General features: G+C 51.3%; 22 protein-coding genes and 1 riboswitch. Of the genes, 20 read left to right on the top strand and 2 right to left on the bottom strand.

Features of this window, described 5'->3' with window-relative positions:
• Nucleotides 1–49: 49 nt before the first annotated feature.
• Entirely contained in the window at nt 50–829 is a 780-nt protein-coding gene (locus ACO0LG_RS21135) for an IclR family transcriptional regulator (RefSeq protein ID WP_423029538.1), read from the bottom strand.
• Between the two features lie 252 nt (nt 830–1081).
• On the opposite strand from ACO0LG_RS21135, the gene ACO0LG_RS21130 reads away from it, so the two are divergent.
• The 16 genes from ACO0LG_RS21130 (at nt 1082) to ACO0LG_RS21055 (ending at nt 16596) form a co-directional block, all read left to right on the top strand.
• Nucleotides 1082–1480, top strand: coding sequence for a diacylglycerol kinase (locus ACO0LG_RS21130; protein ID WP_423029537.1), 399 nt, complete (start codon nt 1082–1084; stop codon nt 1478–1480).
• Between the two features lie 9 nt (nt 1481–1489).
• A complete protein-coding gene (gene cobT / locus ACO0LG_RS21125) occupies nt 1490–2527 on the top strand; it encodes a nicotinate-nucleotide--dimethylbenzimidazole phosphoribosyltransferase (RefSeq protein ID WP_423029536.1) in 1038 nt (345 codons plus the stop codon).
• A gap of 136 nt (nt 2528–2663) precedes the next feature.
• Nucleotides 2664–3431 (top strand): adenosylcobinamide-GDP ribazoletransferase, encoded by a 768-nt coding sequence (locus ACO0LG_RS21120; protein ID WP_423029535.1) that lies wholly within the window; start codon nt 2664–2666, stop codon nt 3429–3431.
• A 1-nt stretch (nt 3432) separates the two neighbouring features.
• On the top strand, nt 3433–3981 hold the full coding sequence (locus ACO0LG_RS21115; RefSeq protein WP_423029534.1) for a histidine phosphatase family protein: 549 nt from the start codon (nt 3433–3435) through the stop codon (nt 3979–3981).
• Nucleotides 3982–4036: 55 nt separating this feature from the next.
• On the top strand, nt 4037–4381 hold the full coding sequence (locus ACO0LG_RS21110) for a PilZ domain-containing protein (protein WP_423029533.1): 345 nt from the start codon (nt 4037–4039) through the stop codon (nt 4379–4381).
• A 105-nt stretch (nt 4382–4486) separates the two neighbouring features.
• Nucleotides 4487–4752, top strand: a riboswitch (cobalamin riboswitch).
• Nucleotides 4753–4929: 177 nt separating this feature from the next.
• Nucleotides 4930–6792, top strand: coding sequence for a TonB-dependent receptor domain-containing protein (locus ACO0LG_RS21105; protein ID WP_423029532.1), 1863 nt, complete (start codon nt 4930–4932; stop codon nt 6790–6792).
• A gap of 183 nt (nt 6793–6975) precedes the next feature.
• Nucleotides 6976–7986 (top strand): FecCD family ABC transporter permease, encoded by a 1011-nt coding sequence (locus tag ACO0LG_RS21100; protein WP_423029725.1) that lies wholly within the window; start codon nt 6976–6978, stop codon nt 7984–7986.
• Complete coding sequence (locus ACO0LG_RS21095) at nt 7986–8759, top strand: ABC transporter ATP-binding protein (protein WP_423029531.1); 774 nt, start codon at nt 7986–7988, stop codon at nt 8757–8759. Before ACO0LG_RS21100 ends, ACO0LG_RS21095 begins: the two co-directional genes overlap by 1 nt.
• Before the next feature lie 21 nt (nt 8760–8780).
• Nucleotides 8781–9419 carry a cob(I)yrinic acid a,c-diamide adenosyltransferase gene (gene cobO, locus ACO0LG_RS21090; protein ID WP_423029530.1) on the top strand — a complete coding sequence of 213 codons (639 nt, stop codon included), beginning with the start codon at nt 8781–8783 and terminating at the stop codon, nt 9417–9419.
• Nucleotides 9413–10726, top strand: a complete 1314-nt coding sequence (locus ACO0LG_RS21085) for a cobyrinate a,c-diamide synthase (protein ID WP_423029529.1) — start codon at nt 9413–9415, stop codon at nt 10724–10726. The genes cobO and ACO0LG_RS21085 overlap by 7 nt, the downstream gene beginning before the upstream one ends.
• On the top strand, nt 10723–11301 hold the full coding sequence (gene cobU, locus ACO0LG_RS21080; RefSeq protein WP_423029528.1) for a bifunctional adenosylcobinamide kinase/adenosylcobinamide-phosphate guanylyltransferase: 579 nt from the start codon (nt 10723–10725) through the stop codon (nt 11299–11301). Before ACO0LG_RS21085 ends, cobU begins: the two co-directional genes overlap by 4 nt.
• A complete protein-coding gene (gene cbiB / locus ACO0LG_RS21075) occupies nt 11301–12248 on the top strand; it encodes an adenosylcobinamide-phosphate synthase CbiB (protein WP_423029724.1) in 948 nt (315 codons plus the stop codon). Before cobU ends, cbiB begins: the two co-directional genes overlap by 1 nt.
• Nucleotides 12241–13254, top strand: coding sequence for a threonine-phosphate decarboxylase CobD (gene cobD, locus ACO0LG_RS21070; RefSeq protein ID WP_423029527.1), 1014 nt, complete (start codon nt 12241–12243; stop codon nt 13252–13254). The genes cbiB and cobD overlap by 8 nt, the downstream gene beginning before the upstream one ends.
• 162 nt (nt 13255–13416) lie before the next feature.
• Nucleotides 13417–14334, top strand: coding sequence for a cobalamin-binding protein (locus ACO0LG_RS21065; RefSeq protein WP_423029526.1), 918 nt, complete (start codon nt 13417–13419; stop codon nt 14332–14334).
• Complete coding sequence (locus ACO0LG_RS21060) at nt 14265–15140, top strand: cobalamin-binding protein (RefSeq protein ID WP_423029525.1); 876 nt, start codon at nt 14265–14267, stop codon at nt 15138–15140. The genes ACO0LG_RS21065 and ACO0LG_RS21060 overlap by 70 nt, the downstream gene beginning before the upstream one ends.
• 16 nt (nt 15141–15156) lie before the next feature.
• On the top strand, nt 15157–16596 hold the full coding sequence (locus ACO0LG_RS21055; protein ID WP_423029524.1) for a cobyric acid synthase: 1440 nt from the start codon (nt 15157–15159) through the stop codon (nt 16594–16596).
• Here ACO0LG_RS21055 and ACO0LG_RS21050 read toward each other — a convergent pair whose 3' ends face one another.
• Entirely contained in the window at nt 16597–17001 is a 405-nt protein-coding gene (locus ACO0LG_RS21050) for a hypothetical protein (protein WP_423029523.1), read from the bottom strand.
• Between the two features lie 171 nt (nt 17002–17172).
• On the opposite strand from ACO0LG_RS21050, the gene ACO0LG_RS21045 reads away from it, so the two are divergent.
• The 4 genes from ACO0LG_RS21045 (at nt 17173) to ACO0LG_RS21030 (ending at nt 20760) form a co-directional block, all read left to right on the top strand.
• Complete coding sequence (locus ACO0LG_RS21045; protein ID WP_423029522.1) at nt 17173–17667, top strand: MarR family winged helix-turn-helix transcriptional regulator; 495 nt, start codon at nt 17173–17175, stop codon at nt 17665–17667.
• A 47-nt stretch (nt 17668–17714) separates the two neighbouring features.
• Entirely contained in the window at nt 17715–18116 is a 402-nt protein-coding gene (locus ACO0LG_RS21040) for a DUF1398 family protein (protein ID WP_423029521.1), read from the top strand.
• A gap of 504 nt (nt 18117–18620) precedes the next feature.
• Nucleotides 18621–18872 (top strand): hypothetical protein, encoded by a 252-nt coding sequence (locus ACO0LG_RS21035; protein ID WP_423029520.1) that lies wholly within the window; start codon nt 18621–18623, stop codon nt 18870–18872.
• Between the two features lie 292 nt (nt 18873–19164).
• Nucleotides 19165–20760, top strand: a complete 1596-nt coding sequence (locus tag ACO0LG_RS21030; protein ID WP_423029519.1) for a DUF342 domain-containing protein — start codon at nt 19165–19167, stop codon at nt 20758–20760.
• Nucleotides 20761–20767: the final 7 nt, after the last annotated feature.

Here is a 20767-nt window from a genome sequence, read left to right as displayed (position 1 = left end):
AACACATGAAGAGCCAGTTGGTTGTAAAGACTTGATATGTCAGACTGGCTCACCTGCCTACGACATAGCCCAGTGTCAATGAAATCTGTCTTGCTGTTTCAGTCAGATTGCTCAGCCACTCTTCCTGCAGACGATCTGCAGGCGCAGAGATAGACAGGCCAGCAATCATTTTGCAGCTGTCGTCATGGATGCCTGCCGCCATGCAGCGCACGCCCAGTTCCAGTTCTTCATTGTCTCTGGCATAGCCGTTTTCACGCACAGCCGCCAATTCTTTTTCCAGTTTGGCGAGATCAGTAATCGAATTTTTATTATGACCAGCCAGGCCGGTGCGGGTCGCATAGGCGCGTATCGCCTTCGGTTCATCAAGGGACAAGAAGAGTTTGCCTGTTGAAGTCAGATGCAGCGGGGCGCGGCCACCGATTGCCCGCACCACCTGCATGCCTGAGCGCTCGGAGAAAGCCCGGTCTATATAGACAATTTCATCACCTTGGCGTACAGAGAGATTGATAGTCTGGTTGGTCTGGCGGTGCAGGGCACGCATGAATTCCAGCGCAGCCTCACGTACATTCAAGCGGCTTTTGACGATATTGCCCAGTTCCAGCAGGCGCATCCCCAGGCGATAAGAACCAGTGTCTGCCCTGTCTACAAAACGGGTAAGCACCATATCATTGAGAATGCGGTGGGCAGTGGAGGGGTGCAAGCCTGTGACGATAGCCAGCTCTTTGAGGCTGACCGGGTCCTGGTAACGCGACAGGGCGTCCAGCAAGGACACCATGCGTTCTATGACCTGTATGGACGTTTTATCAGAGGCGGGCGTATCGTTTTTCATATTATGGTTGGTGCGCTGCAATATATAAGTTATACCACAATGTGAAATGCGCGTCACGGCTTCGTCGCCAAAATACAAAATATCCAGCAAGATAGGGTATGGAGCGCGCTTTTGGCGCGCAAGAAATTGATTTGCAATAAGTAAATCTGCTTGTTACCGACTTAGAGTCCTGTAAAATTCGCCACCTGAGTGGAGACTAGCTACCTGGTCTTCATCTGCAATACTATTCAAGTGTGGGTTTAAGGAATAAAAATGTCTGAAAAAGAACAAGCTGTCAGCGAATTTAAAAGCAAAAGTGGTCTGCGCCGTATATTTTCGGCCATCCTTTATTCCATAGATGGCTTACGTTCCGCCTGGAAAAACGAACATGCCTTCCGTCAGGAGTTGGTACTGGTCGTTACTGGCGCCATCATCGCTCTGGCTTTGCCAGTATCGGCTTTTGAAAAGCTGATGATGATCGTGGTATTGGTACTGATCCTGATTGTAGAGTTGATCAATTCAGCGATAGAAGCGGTGGTCGACCGCGTCTCGCTGGAACGCCATACCTTGTCCAAGAACGCCAAGGACTTTGGCAGTGCCGCTGTCTTGCTGACAGTGTTGATAGCGCTGGCCACCTGGGTAGTGATTTTGCTTGATCGCTTTTACTATTGATCGTCTGATATGCTCAATCCTAACATTGTTGCAACCGCTAATCCAGCTCTTGAAGCCGAACTCACTTCCGCTATCAACAACAAGACCAAGCCTCTGGGCAGTCTTGGCCGTCTTGAACATTTGGCGGCGCAAATAGGTTTGATACAGCAAAGCACACAGCCGGAGTTGCGTGAGCCTGCCATCATCGTGTTTGCTGGTGATCATGGCGTCGTGGCTGAGGGTATTTCTGCTTTTCCCCAGGACGTGACCTGGCAGATGGTAGAGAATTTCCTGGCGAATGGTGCGGCGATCAATGTCTTTGCAAGGCAGAATGACATCGCTCTGCATGTCGTGGATGCTGGGGTCAATCATGAATTTGGCCCGCGTGAAAAACTGTTGAGCATGAAAGTCGCCAATGGCACACGCAATTTTGCCAAAGAACCGGCAATGACTGCTACTCAATGCCAGGCTGCCATGCAAAATGGTGCTGAACTAGTCGCTGGTTTGTCTGGCAATGTGCTGGGGTTTGGCGAGATGGGTATAGGCAACACCACGGCTGCGGCCGCACTCATGCACAAACTGACGGGTGTTCCTGTTGCGGATTGTGTAGGTGCAGGCACAGGTTTGTCTGCGGAAGGCATACGCCATAAACAGGCTGTCATTGAAGCTGCGGTGGCCTTGCATGCAAATGTAGAAGAGCCTGCAGATTTGCTGGCTACTTTTGGTGGTTTTGAAATCGCGACCATGGTCGGTGCCATGCTGGCCGCGGCAGAGCGCCGCATGGTCTTGCTGATAGATGGCTTTATCGTGACCGGCGCTTTGCTGGTGGCAGCCAGGATACAGCCAGCAATACTCGATTACTGTGTGTTTTCACATCAGTCTGACGAGAGTGGTCATGCCCGTATGTTGCAGGCCTTGCAGGTCAAGCCTGTGCTGCAACTCGACTTGCGCCTCGGCGAGGGTACGGGCGCAGCGCTGGTTTATCCTATGCTGCAAGCTGCGGTCAATTTTCTGAACCAGATGGCGACTTTTGCGTCTGCGCAGGTGAGCGAAAAGAGCGGCGACTAAACAATTCGGGCTTACGAAAAAATGCCCCAACTGCGTTGCAGCTCCTAACCGTACTAAAGTACTGTCTTTGTCGCTGACGCCTTGCTGGGACAATTTTTCGTAAGCCCTAATAACTTTACATATTGCAGGAGCTGGTTTGCATCAACTACGCTTATTCTTCATCGCCCTGCAGTTCTTTACCCGCATCCCCATACCAGCCTGGGTAGGGTTTGAGCCTGACTGGTTGCGCCAGTCTTCACGGTATTTCCCGGCAACAGGCTGGATCGTAGGGGCAGTGTGTGCAAGTGTTTATGCAGCCGCTGCGCAATTGTGGCCACATGCGGTGGCAGTGGTGCTATCTACTATCGCAGGCGTCTTGCTGACAGGCGCTTTTCATGAAGATGGTTTTGCAGATGTCTGCGATGGCTTTGGCGGTGGCATGACGACAGAGCGCGTGTTGGAAATCATGAAGGATTCACGCGTCGGTGCCTATGGTGCCATAGGTATTTTACTGATGCTGGCCCTGAAACTGACTTTGCTCGTCAGTTTGCCTGCCTCGACAGTGGTACCTGCCTTGCTGCTCGCCCACCCCTTCTCGCGGCTGGCTTCATGCAGCCTGATCTGGCTTATGTCCTATGCGCGGCATGAAGGCAAAGCCAAGCCGCTCGCGCAGGAGATGAGTAATGGCGAATTTTTCGTCGCCTGCCTGACTGTGCTTTTGCCTGGCGCAGCGCTGCTGTGTTTCTTTCCTTTTCCATTGTATTCGCTTCTGTTGGCCCTTTGCGTGGTGTTATTGCTGACTTGGCGTATGGCGCGTATGTTCCAGCGCAGGATAGGCGGCTTTACGGGTGATTGTCTGGGGGCTACCCAGCAGGTGGCCGAAGTGGCTGTCTACCTGGGTTTGCTGGCTTTTCAGGTGGCATGAAATGCTCCTGCATTTACTCCGGCACACCAAACCGCGAATAGCAGAAGGTCTGTGCTATGGACAAGCGGATGTCGATGTCTTTGATGCTGACTGTGTTTCACTGGCGCAGAAATTATCCAGTCAGCTGCAAGCAGGTTTGCCCGTATTTTCCAGCCCTTTGCAACGTTGTGCCAAGCTGGCCCGCTTGTTGTACATAGAACCTGTATTTGACGAGCGTTTGCAAGAACTCAATTTCGGTGCGTGGGAAATGCAAGCCTGGGATGCGATTCCAAGAACCGACATAGATGCCTGGGCTGCAGCTCCCGCCAGCTACAAGCCCGGTGGCGTTGAATCTGCCATAGACCTGGCGCAACGTGTAATCAACTGGCTGAATGATATACGTGCACTGAATATACCGGAAGCCATTGTTGTTACCCACGCCGGTGTCATACGCATGTTGTTGGTCTGGCGGGCAGGTATGAGGGCCGAGGAACTGGCAGAGCTGGTCTGTGCACAAAACCGCAGTCTTGCCTTTGGTGAATATCAGGAAACACTGGTATTTCATACTTAATGCAGATAGTATTTACGCAAGACTGACAAGTATCCATGTGCCCCATGGTCATCGCATGATAGAACTCAGGAGATCCCCACGCATTACCGTGACATGGCGCGCAGGTGTCAAATTGCCTGACGGCAAACTGGTTCTCGCCAAGCTGGTCAATATATCGGCCGAGGGTGTGCTGCTGCATACGACAGAAACCCTGATGCCGCAACGCAGTTACCCCATGTTGATAGAAATCCCCGGCATTTTTCAGGAATCACAGATTTACAAAGTCAGTTGCAAAGGCACAGTCAGGCATGCCATCCTCAGTGGCGAGGTCTATCACGTAGGTATACAACTCTCAGAAATGTCTGAATTGCATACTGAACTTGTGACTGCGTGGATATCCAAGACCGCCCATCTGAGTTGAATTCTTGCCCGACTTGCAGCAAATCTGCTTTGTTTTCAATAAGTTAATAAACTGAGCTGCGTCAGTTTTTAAACCTTCCAAACTTGCGGCTACCCCCATCTGTCTATAGAATGGCGGAGTTTTGGTGCTCGCGGATATACTCATATCTGCGGTTAAACGGGAAACACTCAGCTCTTGCTAAAGTGTGCTGCCCCCGCAACGGTGTACAAGTTGCTGCGATTATTTCAATTTTTTGAAATTGTTTGAACTCATTTCACATCATGTGGTTCAAACGCAGCCAGCCATTTTCCAATACCACTGTGCTATGTGCATGGGAAGGTCAGATGGTGATACTTGTCAGCCCGGATACCGGCCAGAATAAGTGAAGCAATACGGACGGGGAACTTTCGTTAAACAGAAACGCATCAATTGCCTTGTTGAGGCAAGGTGAAATCCTGACAGTGCAGGCTGCCTGCGTGGCCCTGTTGCTGACGTCAAATTGTCCTTATTGCTTTGTTCAAAGTAGCCTGCGGGGACGTCGGCCACTTGCTCCATTTTTCTGAAATATCATGACATCTGCATTCAAACCGCTCGCCCTCAGCCTGGCTATTGCCGCTGCATTCCCTTCCACCATCGCTTTTGCGCAAACCGCTGCTGTAGGCACGGCTCCCAGCGTGGTGATTACCGCTGGTCGCCAGACTCAAGCCGCCAAGGACGTGCTGGCTGATAACGTCGTCATCAATGCAGAAGACATCGCCAAATCCGGCGCTGCTTCCGTTGTTGATCTGCTGCAGCAACAGCGCGGCATAGAAATCGCCCGCAACGGTGGCCCTGGCACGACAGCTTCCGTCTTCATGCGCGGTGGTAATAATGCGCAAAACGTGGTGTTGATTGATGGCGTGCGCATCGGTTCATCTACTACTGGTGGCGCTACCTGGTCTTCCATCCCGTTGTCACAGATCGACCGTATCGAAATCGTGTATGGCCCATTGTCTAGTCTGTATGGTGCTGATGCCATGGGTGGCGTTATTCAGATATTCACTAAAAAAGGTACTGGCGCTATCAGTCCTACCGTATCGGCTGGCCTGGGTAGCTACGGCACGCGTAAATTGCAGGCAGGTTTCTTTGGTTCGATAGCCGATAATCTCAGTCTCAGCCTGAATGCCGGCCATGAAGAGAGCGAGGGGTTTTCTGCGACCAAGCCAACAGCGGATTTTGGCTATAACCCTGACAAAGATGGCTACAAACTGGATAGTTTCAATGGCCGTCTGGTGTGGGAACTTAGCAAGGGTTATGAACTCGGCGCGAGTATTTTGCACAGCCGTAATAATGCCCAATATGATTCAGGCTTAAATCGTGAAGACCGTTCAATTTCGACATTGGAAACTATGGCCGTATTTGGTCGTGGCAAGTTTACTGATAATTGGACTGCTTCACTGCAAGTAGCCAAAGCCACCGACAAAGGGGCGACAGAATCTGTTACGAGCACAAAGTATAGCTACAGTCAGATTAGCACTGTCCAGGATAGCCTTAGCTTCCAGAATGATATTCGTATCGGCAAGGACACATTGCAACTCATCGCTGAAACACGGGAAGAAAACGTCGATACACCTACTTTGGCTCTAAATGGCAAGCGGACGACAAACTCCTTTGCTGCATCTTATGTGCTCAAGCAAGACGCTCATCTGGCCAGTGCAAGCATACGCAATGACCGCAGCTCACAATATGGCTCCAATACGACTGGCAGCGTAGCTTACGGTTATCGTTTCACGGATGCCTTGCGCGTTAATGCCAGCTATGGTACCAGCTTCCGCGCACCAACTTTCAATGAACTGTATTACCCTAATTATGGTGTGGCCACCAATAAACCGGAAAAAGCAAAGAATGCAGAAATCGGTGCGTATTTTGAGCAAGGTAATACTCAGTTAAGTGCGGTGTACTATCAAAACAAGGCAACCGATCTGTTGATTTCTGCCGGTTCTATAGATTGTCCTCCTGGTTATACTTTTGGTTGCGCGCGCAACGTCAATAAAGCGACATTGTCTGGTTTGAGTATCGGTGGTAACACTCGTTTTGCTGACTTGACATTGCGTGGTTCCATTGACTTCCAGAATCCTAAAGATGACACGACAGGCAAACGCCTGGCACGTCGCTCCAAACAGCATGGTACTTTTGCCGCAGAATATGCTTTACCAAGCGCAAAAATTGGTGTGGAAACGATCTTCTCTGGAGAGCGTTTTGATGATGCTGCTAACAGCAGAACTCTTGCTTCCTACCAGTTGCTGAACCTGTACGCAACCTATGAAATCGCAAAAAATACAACGGTGCTGGCACGCTGGAATAATGCCCTGAACAAGGACTATGAACTGGCAAAAGGCTATGCGACCGCCGGTTCCAATGTATTTGTTGGCGTGAACTACGGCTTTAAATAAGTCTGGCATTGATGTGAAGTGATGTGGTGAATATTGCTGCATTGCCCATCACATCAGCAAGCTGATAAGCTGATGTGCAGGTCTGGTTTTTAAAAGATGCTGCACATCAAAACCTTTTACCTTTGGACCAGACCAATGATAGCGTCTTTTTTTTCTGCACGACAGCGCAAGCAATCCCCCAGGATGGCAGTCGCTCAACGTGCTGGTCTGGTTCTCCCTATTTTATTGGCCGCCGCCGTAGGTAGCATATTGATTGCCTGCGTTTGCGGTTCAGTATCTCTGAGCTTTGCTGAATTATGGCAAGCCTTGCTGGAATTGCTGCGCGGCCCGCCAACTACCTTGCCCGGCAGCTTGCTGGATTTGCGACTGGGACGTGCGCTGACTGGCTTTGTGACCGGTGCTACGCTAGCGCTTGCCGGCGTCATGATGCAGGCGCTATTGCGCAACCCATTGGCTGACCCTTATGTCCTCGGCATATCCGGTGGCGCATCTGTCGGCGCGCTGGCGACCATCTTGTTTTTCGGTGCATTCTGGCTGGTCGATGTGGCTGCTTTTGCCGGTGCGATTACCGTTGCGCTGTTGTTATTTGGCCTTGCTTACCGCGACTTGCGCGGTGCCGGTAGTGCCGATGGCAGTGCACCTATCCTGTTGCTGACTGGGGTCATCGTCGCTACCGGTTGCGGTGCGATTATCACTCTCATGCTGTCGATTGCGCCAGACAGCCGCTTGCGCGGCATGGTGTTCTGGATGATAGGTGATCTGTCGAATACTCAGTCACGCTACCTGCCCTGGTTGATACTTGGCGCCATCTTGCTGTTCGTCGTGCGCAATGCGCGTTCCATTAATGTCGCAGCCATGTATGCCGACAATGCCAGTACCCTGGGTGTCAATATTGGTCGTCTGCGGCAACTACTGTTTTTATGCTCTGCATTGCTGACCGCGAGTGCGGTCAGCAATGCAGGCAGTATAGGTTTTGTTGGCCTTATCATGCCGCATATCTGCCGCTTTGCCTGGGGGCCGGACCACCGTTTGCTGGCACCTGCTGCAACCCTGGCTGGTGGCTGTTTCCTAGTGCTGGCAGATACAGTGGCCCGTACCGTGGTCGCGCCACAGCAGTTGCCAGTTGGCGTTATTACTGCCCTGGTAGGCGTACCGATGTTCCTGCTGCAATTGCATCAGTTGCGGAGGCGCTGATGGATATCCGCAACCTGAATTTATCGGTAGGCAAGCGTGTACTTGTGCGTGAACTCAACTGGCAAATACAACCAGGTGAATGCTGGTGCATCATAGGCCGCAATGGTGCTGGCAAAAGTACCTTGCTGCGCACACTTGCCGGATTGCGTCCTATAGAAAGTGGCCAGGTCTATTTGCGTGATAAACCTTTGCAAGATTGGGCATTGACGGCACTGGCCCGTGAGCGTTCTTTCTTGCCGCAGGGCAGGGTGGATGCCTTTGGCTATTCTGCACTGGATACGGTACTTAGCGCCCGTCATCCTTACCAGAATTCGCATTACTGGGAAAACAATGACGACATGGATCTTGCCATGGCTTCCTTGCGCGAAATGGATGTCGCCGAAATGGCAGAGCGCGACGTGCGCAGCCTGTCTGGCGGTGAAAGGCAGCGCGTCGCGATTGCCGCCTTACTGGCCCAGGATGCCAAATGGATGTTGCTGGATGAACCCGCGAGTGCGCTTGATCTTGGTCACCAGGTCAGCGTCATGCAATTGTTTGCCCGCTTGTGCAGTAAAGCAGATGCACACCAAAGCAAGGCCGTCGTCATGGTCAGCCATGACCTCAACATGGCCTATCGCATTGCCACCCACGCCCTGTTGCTGATGGGAGATGGTAGCTGGCAAGCCGGGCCAGCGGACGACATATTCAGTGCATCCCAACTCAGTATCTGTCTGGGGCACCCAATAGAACGCTTCATACATGGCGGGCAAACCATATTCCTGCCTCAAAACTGAAAATAACGAGAAACTATCACCATGACAAGTGCAATGCCACCAAAGCCGGATGCCGAGACCGACAACATCAACACCCGTCATGAACGCCGCATGCAGCGCAAAAAGGCGATGATGGATGAAAAGATAGAGAAAGCCCAGCGCAAGACTGGTGTCTTGCTGGTACATACCGGCAATGGCAAGGGTAAAAGCTCCAGCGCGTTTGGCATGGTCATGCGCGCCATGGGGCATGGCATGAAGGTAGGCGTAGTGCAATTCATCAAGGGCGCGATGTCGACTGGCGAAGAAATTTTCCTGCGCCGTTTTCCTGATGAAGTGGAATTCCATGCCATGGGCGAGGGCTATACCTGGGTCACCCAAAACCGTGAACGCGATATGGAAAAAGCCGCTGCAGCCTGGGAACAGGCAAAACGCTTTTTGAATGACCCTACGATAGGATTGGTGGTGCTGGATGAGCTCAATATCGCCCTCAAATACCATTACCTGGATTTGCAGATGGTTATCGATGACCTCGATGGCAGGCCAGAGATGCAGCACGTCGCCGTCACCGGTCGTGGTGCCTTGCCAGAGATTATCGCCATTGCCGATACTGTCACAGAAATTAATGTTATCAAACATGCTTTTAAAGAAGGCATCGTAGCTCAGGCAGGCGTGGAATGGTAAGGCCCAGCGCCAAGGTAGTACTGATATCGGCCATTGCTTCAGGCCAGGGCAAGACCACGACTACTGCAGCACTGGCACGCAAGCTGGTGAAGCTAGGCAAGACAGTACGCGTATTTAAAACCGGGCCAGACTTTATCGATCCCATGATGTTGGAACGTGCTTGTGGTTCAGCCGTGCATTCACTGGATTTGTGGATGGTAGGGCAGGCTGATTCTGAAGGCATGCTGGCACGCGCTGCACTGGATGCTGACGTTATCCTTATCGAAGGCGTCATGGGCCTGTATGACGGCAACCCCTCATCGGCTGATCTGGCGCGTGCTTTTGGCGTGCCTGTTGTGGCGGTGCTGGACGCCTCTGCCATGGCGCAGACTGTCGGTGCACTGGCCATGGGTTTGCGAGATTTTGGGCCTGTGCATCTGGCTGGTGTCATCGCCAACCGTATTGCATCTGAAGGTCATGCCAATATGGTAGCGACTGCCATGCGCGATATACCCTTGCTCGGCAGCTTGCGCCGTCAAGAGCAAGCCTTACCAGAACGCCATCTGGGCCTGGTCCTGCCGCAAGAAGTGGACCGCATTGAAGCCATACTTGATGTCATGGCCGACAGCCTGGAAATCGACATGCAAGCCTGGGATGCTTTGCCGGATACCAGTTTTGAATTGCGCGAACATGCATCACAGCATGTATCTCAGTCAGGTGCAAACCTGGCAGGCAAGATCATCGCCATCGCGCGTGACGCTGCATTTGCTTTTATCTATCCAGCCAATATTGAATGCCTGATCGGACTGGGTGCAGAGCTGGTTTTCTTTTCACCCTTGGCGGATGAAGTAATACCGCCGCAAGCGGATGCCCTGTATTTGCCTGGCGGCTATCCTGAATTGCATGCAGAGATACTGACGCAGGCTGGCAAATGGCTGGCATCGCTGCACGCCGCTCATGCGCAAGGCATGCCTATATTGGCAGAGTGCGGCGGCATGATGGCGATTACCGAAGGCCTGGTGGATCAACAGGAAAAAAGTTGGTCCATGGCTGGCATATTGCCGGGCAAAGTCATCATGCAAAAACGGCTGGCAGCACTGGGGGCTCAGGTCCTGGCAACACCGCAGGGCGAATTGCGCGGACACACCTTTCATTACTCGCGTTTTGAAACCACATTCGCGGCCAGTAGCCATACGATTAAACATTCTACCCAGCAGCACGGCGAAGCTATTTACAAGCTTGGCAATGTGCGCGCTTCTTATTTTCATGCCTATTTTGCTTCCAATCCGGCGGCTACAGCAGCGTTGCTCTTAAGAGATGTCATATGAAATCCGTACACCGTATCAGCCTGATTTTTGGTGGTGCACGTTCGGGCAAGAGTGCCTTTGCTGAGCAACTGGCAAGCAAGTTTAGTGAAGGCAAACAAGAAGTACTGTACCTGGCAACTGCCAAGGCTGGGGATGCTGAAATGCAGGAGCGTATTGCTCACCATCGTGCACGCCGCCCAGCACATTGGAGCACTCTGGAACAAAGCCTGGAACTGGGCGCGTTCATCATGGCGCATAGTCGCGCAGACAATATTATTCTCGTCGATTGCCTGACGGTCTGGCTGTCGAATCTGTTGTTTTCCGAAGCGACAGACTTTCCTGAAGTGGGCCGTATCACTCCACCTGCGCAGTTTGCTGTGCAGCGCCAGGCCTTGCTGGATGCATTGATACAGGCACCGGGGCAGATTATCCTGGTGTCGAATGAAGTCGGCATGGGTATCGTCCCCATGGGGGCTGTGTCGCGCTGGTTTGTCGATGAAGCGGGACGACTGAATCAGGTAGTGGCAGCCGCCGCAGATAATGTGGTGTGGGTAGCTGCCGGTTTGCCGCTCTATTTTAAAGGCCAGCCATGCTGATGCTGGATGGCTTGGTCATGCTGCTATGCCTGCTGCTGGGTATCTTGCTGGACCTGGCGCTGGGTGAGGTGCGTAAATTTCATCCGCTGGTGGGTTTTGGTAATCTGGTAAATGCCATAGAACGCCGCCTGAATACGCCAAAAGCTAGTCGCTGGACCAGTGCCTTGGCTTGGTGTCTGGCTGTATTGCCACTCCTTGCATTAAGTGTGCTCGCGATTTTATCCGCACAACATGTCAGCCTTTGGCTGGCCGCTATATTGCATATGATATTGCTATATTTTTGCCTGGGCTTGCGCAGCCTGCATGAACATAATGCCGCCATCGCTATTGCTTTGCAGGCTGGTGATTTGCGAGAAGCCAGAAAACGCACCTCGTATATCGTCAGTCGCGATACTGAGGATGCAGACGAGGATTATCTGGCCAAAGCCAGTGTCGAATCCGTGCTGGAAAATGGTTGCGATGCCGTCTTTGCTACCTTGTTTTGGTTTATCTTGCTTGGCGGCGCTGGTGCAGTGTTATACAGACTGGTGAATACGCTGGATGCCATGTGGGGTTATCGCTCCACGCGATTTTTGCGCTTCGGCTGTGTCGCTGCACATGTGGATGATGTCATGAACTGGATACCCGCCCGCCTGACTGCATGCACCTATGCGACATTGGGCAAGACCCGCCTGGCATGGCAATGCTGGCAGCGTCAGGCACCAGACTGGCCTAGCCCGAATGCGGGGCCGGTGATGGCAGCAGGTGCTGGTGCACTTGGCCTGGCATTGGGTGGCGCAGCCCGTTATGACGGTGTGGTAGAAACCCGGCCACCGCTTGGAGAAGGCGATACGGCAAAAGCAGCAGATATTCTGCGTGCCTTGCGTCTGGTAGAAACTGGTGCAGCCTTGTGGTGTGGCATCGCCCTGCTGGCAGCCTTATTGCTGAGGGGAGTCATCCATGCTTGAACACGGTGGAAACTTGCGCGATGCCGTGCGCCATTTTGGCCGCCCACTGGAAGACTGGCTGGATCTGTCCACCGGTATCAATCCTCATTTTTATTCTGCACCGCAACTGTCAGCGAATGCCTGGCATCGTTTGCCTGAATATTCTGATGAACTGGTAAAAGCGGCACAGGCTTATTATCGCGCACCACAGATGCTGGCGGTGGCAGGTTCGCAGGCAGTGATCCAGGCCTTGCCACGCTTGCTTCCGACTGCGAATGTTGTTGTGTCAGCCCCCAGCTATGCTGAACATGCATACCAATGGCGGCAAGCGGGGCATACAGTGACAGAATGTTTGTATACAGAACTGGATGCATCCGTCGAACAGGCAGATGTTGTGGTGCTGTGTAATCCCAATAATCCTACTGGTGAATTCATCCTGTCAGCCCAGCTTTTAAGCTGGGCTGCACAACTGGCTAAACGTGGTGGTTGGCTGGTCGTTGATGAAGCCTTTGCTGATGCCGTGCCAGATATCAGTGTAGTTACCCATGCAGATCAGCCAGGACTGATTGTCTTGCGTTCAGTCGGCAAGTTCTTTGGCCTGGCAGGAATACGCTTGGGCTTTGTCGCAGCTGAAAAAAATCTGCTGCAACAGTTGGCAAATTACCTTGGTCCCTGGAGTGTCAGCGGGCCAGCTCAGCAAATTGCCATTTCTGCGCTGAATGACCAGCAATGGCAAATTCGGACAGCTCTGCTCTTGCAGCAAGAAGGTGAACGCCTGCGTCAGCTTTTGAAAGCGCATGAGATGCGTTCATCAGGTACTGATTTGTTCCAGTGGTGCAGTCATCGAGATTTGAATAATAAATCGGAACAGCTAAAGCAGTTCATGGCAGAACGCGGCATCTGGCTGCGCTGGTTTACGCAAGGGCCACACAGGCCGCATGGCCTGCGCTTTGGTTTGCCTGGAAGTGAGGCAGGGTGGTTGCGGTTGGAGCTTGGTCTGGATGAATGGTGTGAGTTGGACTCTTAAGACCACCCACACAGAGGCACAGAGGGAGGAAAGATTTCTCTTAGGAAATCTTCGTTTCGCAGGCGAATGGCATGCCATTCGGATTCCCTGCTACACCACAGAGTGAGCACAGAGAGAATGCAGAGATGTATGTCGTTTTTATATTTTGAATGCGGGAAGTTTATGTCCAAGCTTTTGAGTTTTGCAATGGTAGCCGGTTTTGCGGTGTTGACTGGTAGAACGCAAGCTGCTATTACGGTGACGGATGACTTGGGCAATCAGGTGACGCTGACTAAGCCTGCACAGCGGATTATCAGTTTGTCGCCGCATGTGACGGAAATGATTTACGTTGCAGGTGCGGGTGACAGGATCATTGGTACAGTCAAGTACAGTGATTATCCGGCGGCGGCAAAAAATATCCCGCGGGTTGGGGACAACCGTCAACTGGATGTTGAACGCATACTGGCGATGAAACCGGACTTGCTCATCGTCTGGATGCACGGTGCCTATGAGCGGCAGTTGGAAATGTTGCACAATTCCGGCATCCCTTATTTTTTCAGTGAACCGCATAAGCTTGATAATGTGGCAGAAACTTTGCTCAAGTTTGGCAGCCTATTTGGTACAGAAAAGCAGGCACAGGTAGCGGCGGCAGAGTTCAGGCAACAAGTACAGCAACTGAACAGTCAGTATCAAGGTAAAAGCAAGGTCAAGACCTTTTATCAGGTATGGGGCAAGCCACTCTACACTTTGAATGACAGCCACATTGTCAGCGATGCTATCCGTACCTGCGGTGGTGAAAATATCTTCGGCAAATTAGCTACCACGGCACCCGTCGTCGGCACAGAAGCAGTCTTGCAGGAAAATCCTGAAGTGATCATTACTGGTGACAGTAAAACCCAGGCCGTGAGTGGCGTAGAACAATGGAAAACTTTTCCTACCTTGCTGGCGACAAAAAACAATAATCTGATCTCCATCGAAGGTGATCTGGTTAACCGCTCTGGCCCGCGCATTATCGAAGGTGCCAGGTTGATATGCCAGGCACTGGAGCACGCCAGGCAGAAGCGGGACAAAACCGTGGCACAGCCACAAGGGAAGAAATGAATTCAGCCAGCCTGTATCAACGCATTGCCTGCCTTTCCACCGAAGCGGTAGAAGTCTTGTATGCCCTGGAGGCAGAAGACTATGTGGTTGGCATCTCTGGCTACACCACCAGGCCAGCGCGTGCCCGTGAAGAGAAGCCCAAGGTCAGTGGTTTTTCTTCTGCACAGATAGACCGCATCCTGGCTGTCAAACCTGATCTGGTGATTGCTTATTCAAATATGCAGTCCGAGATATCGCGTGAACTCATCACCGCAGGTATAGAAGTCCATGCTTTCAACCAGCGTGATGTGGCTGGTATTTTGCATATGATCAAAGTATTGGCAAACCTGGTCGGCAAACAGGAAGAGGGTGCCGTGCTGATCGCAGAACTGGAATCACAAATTGCCACCGTCAAACAGCAAAGTGCTGGCTGGACAAAGAGACCAAAAATCTATTTTGAAGAATGGAATGATCCGCTGATGTCCTGCATAGGCTGGGTGTCAGAACTGATTTATATGGCTGGTGGAGAAGATGCTTTTGCTGACCTGGCACAGCATCATAGCGCCAGGGAACGCATTATTGCCGACCCAGCCGAAATCATACGGCGTGCGCCAGACATTATCATCGGTTCCTGGTGTGGCAAGAAGTTCCGGCCTGACAGCGTGATTGCCCGTGAAGGCTGGGATCATATCCCAGCTGTGCGGAATGGCAGAGTGCTGGAAATTAAATCAGCAGACATACTTTCGCCCGGCCCATCGGCGATACAGCATGGGTTGGTGCAATTGCATATACTGATCGCTGAATGGCAGTCCGCACAAAACTCTTGAACAAGAATTTTATTCCATGAAAATATCCACGCTGATGGTGCAAGGCACGACTTCTGACGCTGGCAAAAGTACTGTGGTCGCAGCCTTGTGCCGTCTGTTGCACAGGCAGGGCGTGCGCGTTGTCCCCATGAAGCCACAAAATATGGCACTCAATAGTGCAGTGACCATCGATGGTGGCGAGATAGGCCGCGCCCAGGCCTTGCAGGCGCTGGCAGCGGGTTTGCCTGCGCACACTGATATGAATCCGGTCTTGCTGAAGCCTTCTTCCGATACCGGCGCGCAAGTCATCATCCATGGCAAGGTCTGGGCAGACATGGATGCGCGTGATTACCATCAATACAAAACCATTGCCATGGGGGCAGTGCTGGAGTCTTATGGCCGCCTGCAACATCAATATGAAGCGATTATCGTTGAAGGCGCAGGTAGCCCCGCCGAAGTGAATTTGCGTGACCGCGATATTGCCAATATGGGCTTTGCTGAAGCTGTGGATTGCCCCGTTATCCTGGTGGCTGATATAGACCGTGGCGGTGTATTCGCCCATTTCGTTGGCACCCTGGATTGTCTGTCTGAATCAGAACAAAAACGCATCGTCGGCTTTGTCATCAACCGCTTTCGCGGTGATATACGCCTGTTGGAACCGGGGCTTGACTGGCTGGAAAAAAAGACCGGCAAGCCTGTATTGGCAGTACTGCCTTATCTGCATGGCCTGCAACTCGATGCTGAAGATGCGATACAGTCCAGCCAGGGCAATGCAGGCAAATTTCGCATCATCGTGCCTGCCATCCCGCGCATATCAAACCATACAGATTTTGATGCCTTGCGCGCCCACTCTGATATTGATCTGCAATTCGTCGGCCCGGACAGGGCGATACCACCTGCTGACCTGATCATCCTTCCCGGCAGCAAAAACACCCGTGCTGATCTGGCATTCCTGAAGGCGCAGGGCTGGCAGCCAGTGCTGGAAAGGCATTTGCGTTACGGCGGTAAGGTCATCGGCATTTGTGGCGGCTATCAAATGCTGGGTCAAATCATCAGCGACCCGCACGGCGTCGAAGGGCAGGCTGGTGATTCTGATGGTTTAGGCTTGCTAGATATCACCACTGAACTGACGCAAGAAAAACACCTGCAGCAGGTGACAGGTATTTGTGCATTCAATACCACCACCGCACAGGTCACTGGCTACGAAATCCATATGGGCGTCACCTATGCCAGCAATGACACACAACCCGTCTTCACCATCAATGGCGAAGACGAAGGCGCACGCTCACCAGATGACCTGATACTGGGCACCTATCTGCACGGCCTGTTCGACCACCCCGAAGCCTGTGCCGCCTTGTTGTCCTGGGCAGGTCTGGAAAGCGAACACAAGGTCGATCTGTCTGCATTGCGCGAACTTAGCCTGAACCGGGTGGCAGATGCCTGTGTGCCGTTGCTGGATGCTTTGCAGAAGCTCTAATCAGTTACTGCCAGGTTTTTGTACGGGCAGTAACTGTGCAATACCAAAAGCGATTTCAACTACAGTGAACGCCAGTATGATCTGGCTTGCTCCATGAGCAACCGCATACAACTGCCACATACTGAACAGGGCGCGCCCAGCAGCATCATAGCGGCCATATTCTATGCGCGTGTCACGCAAGCGTAGTACGGCCCAGATCGTGACAATAGACCCCAGCAGGTTCGCCATCAGGACATGCGCAGCGGCAAAAGCCGGGAATTCACCTGCAATGCCCAGGCTGCTATTGAGTTGTGACAGGCATTGGTGAACCAGCGCAAAACTCCACGGCGTAGCAAATCCTATAGTGACGGTCAAGTCATACCAGGCGCTGGCGCGCACGATGCGCAGATAGGTTTTCAGTTGCATATAGTCTCTCCAAGATTAAGAGAGGCTATGTTGAACCCTGGTGTTTACTCCATGGTCAAGCTTTTATTCGCCATTGATGATGTGATGACATTCAATAAAATTGCCAAAAACCTTGATTTTAGTTTCTATGGAAACTAAAATGGCTGTGTTGAACACATTCAGAATTTAGCGATGAGCGAAAAAAAGACCAGTACATCACATCATTCAGCCATTAAGCATGTCGTCAGCTCGCTTGATTCACATGCCGGCTTTTGGCTGCGTTTTGTCTCTAACTATGTGTCGGCTAGATTCGAGGCGAGTGTCGCGGTGGAAAGGGTTTCGCTTTCTGAATGGGTTGCATTACGTAGCTTGTTTGATACGGGTGCATCCGATCCCTTTGCATTAATGCGTGAACTGGGAATGACCAAAGGTGCTGTATCCAAGATCATTACCCGGCTGGAAGAGAAGGGAATGGTGTCACGTCAAACATCTGCGATCGACAAAAGGGCGACGCAAATTCTATTGACCGCAACTGGAAAAAATCTCGTACCAAGACTGGCAACGCTGGCCGATGAAAACGACGCCCTGTTCTTTGGGCATCTGTCCGACAAGCAGCGTTCTGAATTGATCTCGGTAATGAAACAAATCGCTGACATGCATGATTTGAAGGTGGTACCTGTCAAATAAGGCAGTTAAATTATTGAAAATCAAGAATAGCAAATCAAACAATGAAAATGGAAAATTTAGTATTACAGGCGATAGAAGCAGTTGCTCATGATTCTTATGCGGGTAAGTTGACATTTGGCGATGTTGTCGACAGTTTGATGGAGGTGGGTGTGGAGTCCTATTTTGCAGATTACCGTACTGGTAATACCAGTTACTATCTGGCGGATGGAAGCGTGCATGTGGTAGCCTTGGGTAAGAAGGATCACGCTATTCCCAATGCGTTTGATGACCCTGCTCTGGTGGCGGCAATTCGTGGCGCGCAATGTGATGAGGTGCGCTATCCAGAATTTATCCGGCTATCAATGGCCGCTGGTTGTGTAGGGTATATTGTCTGGATGGTGGGGCGGCATGTCAGCTATTTTGGTCGCGCTGGTGAGGTACATGTCGAGCATTTTCCCCAAATAGAGTAAACTGAAATCAATGAATGTTGCGCGTAGATACGCGGCAAAAATTTTTGTCAGCAGGTATTGAAATTCATTTTATCACTAGGAAAAACATCCTTGATCATTAAAACGGTACTCATCACTTACATGTCATTTAGCTTGTTGAATGTTTAATTTATTGCAACTGCCAGCGAAGAAAAATCGGCAGTAGTGGAAATTTCCAGCACCAGGGATCCTGGGTTGAAATCATACAAACAGATGTACAAAGGGGCTAGAGGCAATTGATCAACAACGGCAACTGGCACTTGATGCCCTATTGAAATTCAAGTTGTTGCCTGTCAGTGCAGATGTTAGTTTACATGACCTAAGTATGCGCATTGCCAGTGATGAGAGTTCTATTCATGTCGCAGTTGAACGCGACGGCAGTTTTATATTGCCAAAAAATCCCAGGGCTTTGCAAGAGAATGCAGATTTGCTGTTAAACCGTAAAAAGGTTTATTCCGCTGGCGCCCCGACATAGGCAGCGCAGGTGTGCCAGATGTCCGGCGACGTCTCGGTGATTTGCGTCTTGAATGCGTCATCTGGTGGGCAATGGAAAATGATGATATGGCTTATGAAATGCGCAATCTGTTCCGCTTTCTTGGTGGCGTCTGCCAGTCGTCGATTATGGATATCTCATACTGGTCACCTAAAAAACTGAGTGCGGCTTATCTGGTGAGCAAAGACCGTAGAGAAAAAATTCGGATCAGCAAGGATGGTCTGCAATTTATATCACCCTTATAGAAGAAAGACTGGGCTGATGCGGCATTGATCGAATTTGAATATGCTCTGTGAGCGAAGATGTGGCGCTATTAAAATAGTCGAAAATACGGTGCCTTGCACTCGTTTAAGGAATTGTCAGTCTTCAATTGCCGTATTTTTAATGCCAGATCGATCAAGATGAGGCTAATGTCAGACACGTTGCCTTAGATTACTCATTTGTGATGTAATAATAAGCAGCGTGGAGGACGAACTTCAATCTTAAGGAAGCATCTTGGACAAGTCGCTTTCTAATTCGGCAACATTAACTTTTTCTGTGGACGATTCTACAGGGATACTCTGTGCCCGCTACATGCCGCAGGAAGGCGTTTATACCCCGGATCTGGCTAGTCTTGAAGACGCATTGAATGCCAGTGAATATGCCAGCTTTTATAGAGAACCCACTGCCCTTCTGGCTTTTGTAAAATTATGCCAGAGTGCCAAAGAAGCAGTAAGGATGGATGTTGGTGCCCGCAAGGATGAAGAATTCTCATTAATTTTGGCTGATGATTTATTGTCCGCCGGGCTTACCCTGATCCCCGCGCAAGGCGGCAAGCCCTTAGGCCAGGCAGTCAATGACGCTTTGCGTGAGCAGGGCGTTATTCATGGTATTTTGCATGCTGAACTGGATGCTGCTCTAGCAGCAGGTCATTGCGAAAATTTATTGATTGCCCAAGGTGATCCAGTGCGTGACGGTACTGCCGGCCGGCTGGAGCCTTTGTTCGGCGAGCATAAAGACGCCAAAGTACAGAGGGATGATGAACGCGCTGTGATCAAGTTCCGTGAACTTAGTCATCTGCTCCTGGTGCATGTCGGCGATGAATTAATGCGGCGCATACCGCCCGTGCAAGGCAAGTTTGGCATGAATATCAAAGGGCAGGTGGTGTTAGCCAAGCCGCTGCCAGACATGGCTTTTGGCGCGCATTTGCAAGGTGCGGCACCATCGGCAAGCAACCCTGATTTGCTGATGGCCACCAATGCTGGCCAGCCTGTAGTGGTGGATGACGGTGTTATCGTCAATCCGGTGCTACAGGTGCCTGATGTGGATCTCAGTACTGGCAATATCAGTTTTGAAGGCACCATCCAGGTTGATGGCGACATCAAGGCGGGCATGATTTTGAACGTGACGGGAGATGTTATTGTCAACGGCCTGGTTGAGGCTGCTGATATTACGGCTGGCGGCAATGTTGCCGTCAAGGGCGGTATTATCGGCCTGGCAGAAAAAAAACCGGGTACGCAAAATCTCAGCGGCACTACTTCCCGCATCAAATGCGGTGGATCAGTACAGGCCTTGTTTGCCGAGAGTGCGCATATTGAAGCAGGCGACAGCATACGTCTTGAGCAAAATGCCAGGCAGTGCGAGTTGCTGGCCAGAAAAGAAATCATGGTGGGCAAGCCCGGCTCCAGTGTGGGTAATATCCTTGGTGGAAAAGCGCAGGCTGCGCTGCTGGTCAGTGCTGTATCTTTGGGATCTGCAGTGGGCACGCGCACACAAATCCAGGTCGGCTTTGATCCATACCGGGATGAACAAATTCATGACAAGCAATACCAGATAGGGCGCAAAGCTTCTGAACTTGATCAGGTGATCAAACTGCAAGCTTTTTTTGCCACCAACCCACAAAAGGCTGCCGGCGGCCTGGGCGAAAAAGTCGAGGCCAAGCGACTGTATTTACTGGACGAACTGTACACACTTGAAAAAGAGCTTGATGAGTTGGAGGCCGAACAGGAATTGATAGACAAGGCCAGCGTAAAGATCATCAAGAAAATACACGAAGGCGTGGAAATACAGATAGGTCGGCAGAAATGGCAGGTCAAAGAAGATTCCGGCCCCGGTAATTATCGCTTACATGACGGGCATATTACGATTACCTGAATTACTT

The organism is Undibacterium sp. Ji42W (assembly GCF_049340405.1).
Lineage (GTDB): Bacteria > Pseudomonadota > Gammaproteobacteria > Burkholderiales > Burkholderiaceae_D > Undibacterium.
The sequence above is the reverse complement of the archived record's forward strand: the minus strand, read 5'-3'. Positions and strand labels throughout refer to the sequence as shown.

Excerpts from the sequence above, each read along its gene's own strand:
- ACO0LG_RS21135 (WP_423029538.1), bottom strand. The coding sequence starts at position 829 with ATGAAAAACGATACGCCCGCCTCTGATAAAACGTCCATACAGGTCATA.
- ACO0LG_RS21130 (WP_423029537.1), top strand. The coding sequence starts at position 1,082 with ATGTCTGAAAAAGAACAAGCTGTCAGCGAATTTAAAAGCAAAAGTGGT.
- cobT (WP_423029536.1), top strand. The coding sequence starts at position 1,490 with ATGCTCAATCCTAACATTGTTGCAACCGCTAATCCAGCTCTTGAAGCC.
- ACO0LG_RS21115 (WP_423029534.1), top strand. The coding sequence starts at position 3,433 with ATGCTCCTGCATTTACTCCGGCACACCAAACCGCGAATAGCAGAAGGT.
- ACO0LG_RS21110 (WP_423029533.1), top strand. The coding sequence starts at position 4,037 with ATGATAGAACTCAGGAGATCCCCACGCATTACCGTGACATGGCGCGCA.
- ACO0LG_RS21105 (WP_423029532.1), top strand. The coding sequence starts at position 4,930 with ATGACATCTGCATTCAAACCGCTCGCCCTCAGCCTGGCTATTGCCGCT.
- ACO0LG_RS21100 (WP_423029725.1), top strand. The coding sequence starts at position 6,976 with ATGGCAGTCGCTCAACGTGCTGGTCTGGTTCTCCCTATTTTATTGGCC.
- ACO0LG_RS21095 (WP_423029531.1), top strand. The coding sequence starts at position 7,986 with ATGGATATCCGCAACCTGAATTTATCGGTAGGCAAGCGTGTACTTGTG.
- cobO (WP_423029530.1), top strand. The coding sequence starts at position 8,781 with ATGACAAGTGCAATGCCACCAAAGCCGGATGCCGAGACCGACAACATC.
- ACO0LG_RS21085 (WP_423029529.1), top strand. The coding sequence starts at position 9,413 with ATGGTAAGGCCCAGCGCCAAGGTAGTACTGATATCGGCCATTGCTTCA.
- cobU (WP_423029528.1), top strand. The coding sequence starts at position 10,723 with ATGAAATCCGTACACCGTATCAGCCTGATTTTTGGTGGTGCACGTTCG.
- cbiB (WP_423029724.1), top strand. The coding sequence starts at position 11,301 with ATGCTGGATGGCTTGGTCATGCTGCTATGCCTGCTGCTGGGTATCTTG.
- cobD (WP_423029527.1), top strand. The coding sequence starts at position 12,241 with ATGCTTGAACACGGTGGAAACTTGCGCGATGCCGTGCGCCATTTTGGC.
- ACO0LG_RS21065 (WP_423029526.1), top strand. The coding sequence starts at position 13,417 with ATGTCCAAGCTTTTGAGTTTTGCAATGGTAGCCGGTTTTGCGGTGTTG.
- ACO0LG_RS21060 (WP_423029525.1), top strand. The coding sequence starts at position 14,265 with ATGCCAGGCACTGGAGCACGCCAGGCAGAAGCGGGACAAAACCGTGGC.
- ACO0LG_RS21055 (WP_423029524.1), top strand. The coding sequence starts at position 15,157 with ATGAAAATATCCACGCTGATGGTGCAAGGCACGACTTCTGACGCTGGC.
- ACO0LG_RS21050 (WP_423029523.1), bottom strand. The coding sequence starts at position 17,001 with ATGCAACTGAAAACCTATCTGCGCATCGTGCGCGCCAGCGCCTGGTAT.
- ACO0LG_RS21045 (WP_423029522.1), top strand. The coding sequence starts at position 17,173 with ATGAGCGAAAAAAAGACCAGTACATCACATCATTCAGCCATTAAGCAT.
- ACO0LG_RS21040 (WP_423029521.1), top strand. The coding sequence starts at position 17,715 with ATGGAAAATTTAGTATTACAGGCGATAGAAGCAGTTGCTCATGATTCT.